This is a genomic window from Bradyrhizobium sp. WYCCWR15520, assembly GCF_056174665.1.
The window spans coordinates 36,750-43,374 of the sequence record NZ_JBWBWM010000052.1 but is presented as its reverse complement, the minus strand read 5'-3'; the positions used below and the strand labels follow the sequence as shown (position 1 = coordinate 43,374).

The window sequence follows — 6,625 nt, the reverse complement described above, 5'->3', positions numbered from 1 at the left end:
AGCTGAAAAGGCGTTCCGCATGCTCATCTTCGCCGCGCATCCCGATCCTCAGTCGAAAGGAATCAACCACATGCACAGAATCACACTCCGATCGCCTCGCAAAACGACTTTTTCAGCAGCCTGCTAGTCAACTTCTCGAAAGCTAGCGCTCCTAAATGAGAAGGTGGTGCTCCAGACGGCGACTGCCGTCAGACCGCAAGGCCAATGGACGTAGGAAGACCGGATGTCTTGGACTCACTGGAAATCGGGGTCGCCAGACATCTACAGCGGTCTTCAGTCACTGGTTAATCTGAATGCGCACACAGCGCAAGTTGCGTGACGATCCGACTCTGCGCCGATCTGGACGCCGCCAAACCGGCCGTACGTCGTCCGGAATCGTCCCACCCGATAGCGGTTCAGAGGCATGTGTCACGCAGCGACCCGATTCTGTTTCGCCGTCTCCCGCAGGACTTTCACCTGCACATACCCAGCTGCCGGACGCGGGCAGGGGAGGGCGATTGGTCGGCGTCAAGCCAGCCGCGAGCTATCCGACAATTTTGGTTCGACATGGATGGTAATCCACTAAGAGGCTTCGAACTTGCAAGAGCGGTTTAATCGGCGCGAATGCGGGAGGACTGCGTCGCTGATCAATCAATGCGGCAGAACCCACCTGACAGTGAGATCTTCTGTCGCCAGCACTCGCGTGCATATTGTTGATGACGAGCTTTGAAATTCTGCCGGCAGGACACGATTTGAACTTTAAGGCCCCGTACCCAAGACCAAAGCGACCTTGAGGACCCAGGAAATCACACCATCGCTATTGCGGCAAGGATCATTCAGCCTTCGGCCGCCAGTGCAGCAGTTCAAGTGCCCGCGCGATACGCAAGATGTTGCGCGCAGGTCACCATCCTTCACATCCGTAGCAGCTACGACAGGATTCCTGCACTGTCCGCACCGCTACACGCGCCAAGATAGTTGGATCCGATTCACCCCCTGCGGCCAAAATTAAGATCTTCTCAGCAAGGCATGCCTTCAACGAAGAGGTCCGCCTCGCTTCGGGCACCATCCGGACAGCATGCTCCAGAACACCCCTCAAGTCAGCACACACGTTATTTTGTGAGGATTTTGCAGGCGTCATGATGCTACTCCACAAAATGGAACCTGTTCATGGGGACGCGGCCTACCAGCCAGTGTTCCCGAAATACCTAGCACTCTGTAACTGATGGCCCCTTCCGCCGAGTGAGTGTGGCAGTCGGGTTGGCAACGGTCACACCGATGAATACAAGAGATATGATGAGCTGATGTGACACTTGGACGAAGGATAACTGTGGCTCGCTTCGATGTAGTGCCACTCGGTGCTGCGACCCGCGCAATGTTGCCATGCTGGTGAGCTCCTTGCCGCTATCAGGGACGATCATCGCCGGAACAAACGCGCAATGCAATCACAGCATTGAGCTCGCCCGACCCGCAAGCCTGGCGGCCAACGTATCAAGGATAAGCAAGAAATTCGCGCGTGAAGTCATCGACAATGGCCAGGATGCGGAAGCCAAAACAGATCTCAACTTCTAACTGGTCGAGGGCGTCCGGGCCCGCATCGCGCTCTTGGGGAGCTCAGTTTATTGAGCGGGGAAGCGCTCCAGCACCCTGGGGCGGCGCGCAGCCGGCCAAGGAATCGCTTCAAGGCTCTTTTTGATCGCGTCCCGATCAGCCAACAGCTTACCTTCGTCCACCACCAGATCGTCGTCTCGTCCATCCCGATAACAGTCCAGAGAAGAATTCGATGCGCTGGCTGCCTCCGCCTCGTTCTACGTGCAAGCTTGCGCCACAACCGGTTGCCGCTCACCACACCTAGCCCAAATCCACCCGCCATCGCACTACGGTTCACCCGAAGATGTGCTCGATGCCTCCTTTAGGCATACGAGAAGCGCGTAATCGTATCGTCATAAGCCTTGGATAGTGTGATCAAATCTCCACGGCGCTTCAGCGAGGTAACGGCTATCCTGCACAGATTGTGTCTGGACGAGGCGTTCTATCGACAGAGACGCTGCGATGAGTGGCATCGATCGATACAAACCTCGCGCACAGCAATCATTCGAGATGGAGGCGCAAGGCAAATATACGGTAGCTTGCTGAAGAATGGCACGATTGGTTAGTTTTCAAAGGTAGGTTCTAAACTAAGTATCGGGATCCGGGATGACTTCGATTGATGCTAGCTTAAGTGAGGTCAATCCGTGCGGAACGACATTTGGCGTGTTCGTAGTTTGCTTCAAACCGAGCTTCCTGATGCGGAGCGAAAAATCGTTGAGAAGCGACCTGCTTGAACACCGTTCCGCCTTTAAACGGCTCTTAGCGACCATACTTCCCTTGACGTTGAGGCTCCAAACTCAATTCGGAGCCTGTGCCGCTCAAAACGTGACTAAACGATTTGAACGTCTTGTTGACGGAGAGCAACTCGCGACTGGGACTGGCTTGTATGCGGCCCCCAAAAAGGAGATTGGTCTGCCGCTGATTAGGCATGGGTAGACCGCGGATCGCAGAATTAATCAAATGCGCGGAAAGCAAGACAGAACGGTCGTGCATTGAGCTTCGCTACAGCTGCGGCCGAACCCGGACGAGACCGCGGAGCATTTGGGACGGCGCGAAAATGACCGACCGCGACCACGTTACGACGGCCATGGAGAAGTCGGGCTGAGTGCAGGCGGGAGGCACTCGCTTTTCGGGCTAACCCACGCCGGCTGCGCGCTCAAGAAGTGCGGCCTCCAGATCAAGCGTCTGTGAGCCGAGTGTCGCGGTCGCGACACGCTGTCTGGCCCAGGACATGCACAGGAGGGAAAATAGCGGAGATAAATCAGCTCGGCGTTTGGCACGAGCTTTGAAGGGAAGAAAGATGTCCCGTCGCCTGCCCAAGGAATCGGAGTTTATGGCCTACAAGATAATCGCCTCCCAGTGCACCGTCTGCGGCGCATGTGAGTTTGAATGCCCGAACGCAGCAATCAGCCTCAAGAACGACATCTATGTAATCGATCCGAAGAAGTGCACTGAATGCGAGGGGCATTGCGACACGCCGCAATGCGCCGTTATCTGCCCGGTGCCCGGCACGTGCGTGCCGGCATAAGGAGCGGCCCATGAGCGGGTCCGCTGCGCGCAGCAAGATTGAAACATTATTCGCGGCGTTTCTGATTGGCGGCCTCGCTGGTGCCAAGCTGCGTGTGACTTATGCGATCGCCCATGCAGCGAAGAGGGCGCGCCGCCGTCGTCGGACATGGTCGGAGTTCATGAACAGCGCGCCGATGTCGCGAGTGCTTCACGGCATCGATCAGTCCCCTGCGTTGCCGGGCGCCGGCTGATTCCGGGAAGACGTACAAATAACAAGTCGAGATCCCTACATAAAGGACCTAGACAAACACAAAGAAGCGAGCAGCAAAGTTCAACGCGATCATCAACGCCGGGATGAGTTCGAGCGCGCCGACCACAACCGCAAGAAGTTGCTTCGTCGGCATCCGGTCGCGCACTCAAGCGGCGCGGTGTAGGCGCGAATGCCCCGTAAAACTTAGTCGCGATGAGATCGGCGGGTCTGCTGTATGCCGAACAGCTTCGTCGTCCCCGTGTAGATGAACAGGCCGCGAACAGAACTCTCCCGAAGGTAGCGAATGCTGGCTGGTGGACAACACTGCCTTGCGAATGCGGGAAGAGCGGAGGGAGGAGCGGAATGATTATGGTCGTTCCGCTCTCCGAGATTAAATCGAAACTGTCTGCGCCCAGAAGGCGACGCCTTCAATTAGCCAAGTTGCGGGCGGCCGGCGCGCTCCTGGGCCTCGACGGCGGCGACCGCCGTCATGTTGAGGACGCCGCGCGCGGTCACCCCGGGCGTTAGGATATGCGCCGGCCGCGCCGGACCGATCAGGATCGGTCCGACCGGAAGCGCATCCGCCAGGACCTTGATCGTCTGATAGGCTATGTTGGCCGCATCCAGCGTCGGCATGATCAGGATGTTGGCCTCGCCTTCCAACCTCGATTGCGGCAACACTATCCGTCGTGCAGCGGCCGACAGCGCGGTGTCGCCCTGCATCTCGCCGTCGGCCTCGAGCTCTGGGTGCTTCTCCTTCAGAAGCTGGGTCGCGCGGCGCATCTTGTGCGAGGAATCAGTGTCATAGCTGCCGAAGTCGGAATGCGACACGAACGCGACCTTCGGCTTGAAGTTGAAGCGCTGGACGTGCAGCGCCGCCAGCGACGCCATTTCCGCCAGTTCCTCCGCGCTTGGGCTGGGACGCACCTGAGTGTCGGCGATGAAATAGGAGCCCTTCCTGGTGATCATCAGCGCCAGCGCCGCATAATCGCTGGTCCCCGGCAAGAAGCCGATGATCTCGCGCACATGGCGCAGGTGGCTCATGTACCGCCCCTCGACGCCGCATAGCATGGCGTCGGCTTCCCCACGCACCACAGCGAGCGCCGCGATTACCGTATTGTTGGTGCGCACCACCGTGCGCGCCGCATCTGGCGTGGCGCCGCGGCGTCCTGCGATGTCGATATAGGACTGCACATAGGAGCGATAGCGCGGATCGTCCTCGGGATTGACAAGGTCAAAATCCTCGCCTGCCTTGATCGAGAGGCCAAACCGGTTGATGCGGGTTTCGACCACCGAGGGCCGCCCCACCAGGATCGGCCGCGCCAGCTTCTCTTCGAGCACCACTTGCGTGGCGCGCAGCACGCGCTTGTCCTCGCCCTCGGCGTAGATGACGCGAACCGGCTGCGTCTTGGCCTTGGCGAACATCGGCCTCATGACGAGGCCGGAGCGGAACGCAAACCGCTCGAGGAGTCCGCGATACTCGTCGAAATTCTTGATGGGCCGCGTCGCAACGCCGGAGTCCATCGCAGCCTTCGCCACCGCCGGCGCGATGCGCAGGATCAGGCGCGGGTCGAAGGGGCTCGGGATCAGCGATCCCGGCCCAAAGCCCTGCGTCTCGTTGGCATCGCAACCGCAAGCCACCGCGTCCGACGGAGGATCGCGCGCAAGCTGCGCGATTGCATCGACCGCCGCGTGCTTCATCTCCTCGTTGATCTCGGTGGCGCCGACATCGAGCGCGCCGCGGAAGATGAAGGGAAAGCACAGGACGTTGTTGACCTGGTTCGGGAAGTCCGAACGTCCCGTGCAGATCATCGCGTCGGGACGGCCCTTGCGGGCCTCGTCCGGCATGATCTCCGGCACCGGGTTAGCGAGCGCCATCACCAGCGGCTTGTCGACCATCTGCTTGACCATTTCCGGTCTCAGCACGTTCGGCGCTGACAACCCCAAGAAGATATCCGCACCGGGGATGACATCCGCAAGCACCCGCGCATCAGTGGTCTGCGCATAGACGGCCTTCCAGGGGTCCATCGAGGTATTGCGGCCTTCGTGGACAACGCCATCGATGTCGCAGACCCAGATGTTCTTGCGCTGCGCCCCCAGCGACACCAGCAGGTTGAGACAGGCGATCGCGGCCGCGCCGGCGCCGGAGCAGACGATCTTCACGTCGGGCAGCTTCTTGCCGTTTAGAAGCAGCGCGTTGACGATCGCAGCGCCCACGATGATGGCGGTGCCGTGCTGGTCATCATGGAAGACTGGGATCTTCATGCGCTCCTTCAGCTGCGCCTCGATTGAGAAGCATTCCGGTCCGCGGATATCTTCGAGATTGATGCCGCCGAAAGTCGGCTCCAGCGCCGCCACGGTGTCGACCACCCGCTCGATCGTGTCGGCCTTGATCTCGATGTCGAACACGTCGATGCCGGCGAACTTCTTGAACAGCACCGCCTTGCCTTCCATCACGGGCTTGGACGCCAGCGGGCCGATATTGCCGAGGCCGAGCACGGCGCTGCCGTTACTGACCACGGCGACCAAATTGGCACGCGCCGTCAGCGAGGCGACCTCAGCGGGGTCTTTGGCGATCTCATTACAGGCGGCGGCAACGCCGGGGGAATAGGCGAGCGCAAGGTCGCGCTGGTTGACGAGCGGCTTGATCGCCTGGATTTCGAGCTTACCGGGTCGCGGCAGCCGGTGATAGGCCAGCGCCGCCGAAAGGAGATCTTCAGAATGGGATGACATGCTACTCTCGTGTTTCCTGACCCCACGCTTCTAGTTCTATGCTCGTCTAACCAAGGTCAGTTGTCCGGTGGATGGAGCCGGATGTGAAGCACGCCCGGCAGCCTGGATGCAACATCGGATCGTACCCCCATCTACAGGCCCCATGGCTTCAAGGCACATCAGCTAGGGCGGTCTGCGACGCGCATGCAGAAGACCATAGAGCGGAAATCGCACGAGCGCTGTGGCTTGAAGTGGTCAGGCAATCGAACAACGCCTGCGGGACGGCCGCGGCGGTCTCTCTGGCTGGTCGGCCCAAGAGGATTGGGGATCAGAATAGCGAGGGAGGTCAGGCGCAATGTGCGCACGCACCAGCGTCGCCAAGAGCTGAGCAGCGGTCAGGCTTCGCGACGATGGTGATTCACACCGGCTGGCCAGCCTTGCAGCTGGGGCGCCTCAACACGTGCCAATTCCGCCAGCGGGCCCCGTGTCGCAATGTTTTCGCGGTCTTGTGGGGCAAATGCGATGCAATATCACGCGCGCCCGACCTTATTTTTGTTTCGAACAGGATCAAACGAGAACGGTAGACAC

General features: G+C 59.7%; 4 protein-coding genes. 3 read left to right on the top strand and 1 reads right to left on the bottom strand.

Going from position 1 to position 6,625, the window contains the following annotated elements; translation table 11 throughout:
• Positions 1–1,359: 1,359 nt before the first annotated feature.
• The 3 genes from AC0QUY_RS37350 to AC0QUY_RS37340 all read left to right on the top strand — a co-directional run bounded on the left by AC0QUY_RS37350 (position 1,360) and on the right by AC0QUY_RS37340 (position 3,326).
• A complete protein-coding gene (locus tag AC0QUY_RS37350; protein ID WP_161855658.1) occupies positions 1,360–1,548 on the top strand; it encodes a hypothetical protein in 189 nt (62 codons plus the stop codon).
• A 1,351-nt stretch (positions 1,549–2,899) separates the two neighbouring features.
• Positions 2,900–3,094: a 4Fe-4S binding protein gene (locus AC0QUY_RS37345; RefSeq protein ID WP_161856809.1), complete on the top strand. Its 195-nt coding sequence runs from the start codon at positions 2,900–2,902 to the stop codon at positions 3,092–3,094.
• A 10-nt stretch (positions 3,095–3,104) separates the two neighbouring features.
• Positions 3,105–3,326, top strand: a complete 222-nt coding sequence (locus tag AC0QUY_RS37340) for a hypothetical protein (protein WP_161855657.1) — start codon at positions 3,105–3,107, stop codon at positions 3,324–3,326.
• A gap of 431 nt (positions 3,327–3,757) precedes the next feature.
• Here AC0QUY_RS37340 and AC0QUY_RS37335 read toward each other — a convergent pair whose 3' ends face one another.
• Entirely contained in the window at positions 3,758–6,058 is a 2,301-nt protein-coding gene (locus tag AC0QUY_RS37335; RefSeq protein ID WP_161855656.1) for an NADP-dependent malic enzyme, read from the bottom strand.
• Positions 6,059–6,625: the final 567 nt, after the last annotated feature.

What these genes read in the sequence shown, in the direction of transcription:
- AC0QUY_RS37340 (WP_161855657.1), top strand. Translation starts at nt 3,105, where the DNA reads ATGAGCGGGTCCGCTGCGCGCAGCAAGATTGAAACATTATTCGCGGCG.
- AC0QUY_RS37335 (WP_161855656.1), bottom strand. Translation starts at nt 6,058, where the DNA reads ATGTCATCCCATTCTGAAGATCTCCTTTCGGCGGCGCTGGCCTATCAC.
- AC0QUY_RS37345 (WP_161856809.1), top strand. Translation starts at nt 2,900, where the DNA reads ATGGCCTACAAGATAATCGCCTCCCAGTGCACCGTCTGCGGCGCATGT.
- AC0QUY_RS37350 (WP_161855658.1), top strand. Translation starts at nt 1,360, where the DNA reads ATGCTGGTGAGCTCCTTGCCGCTATCAGGGACGATCATCGCCGGAACA.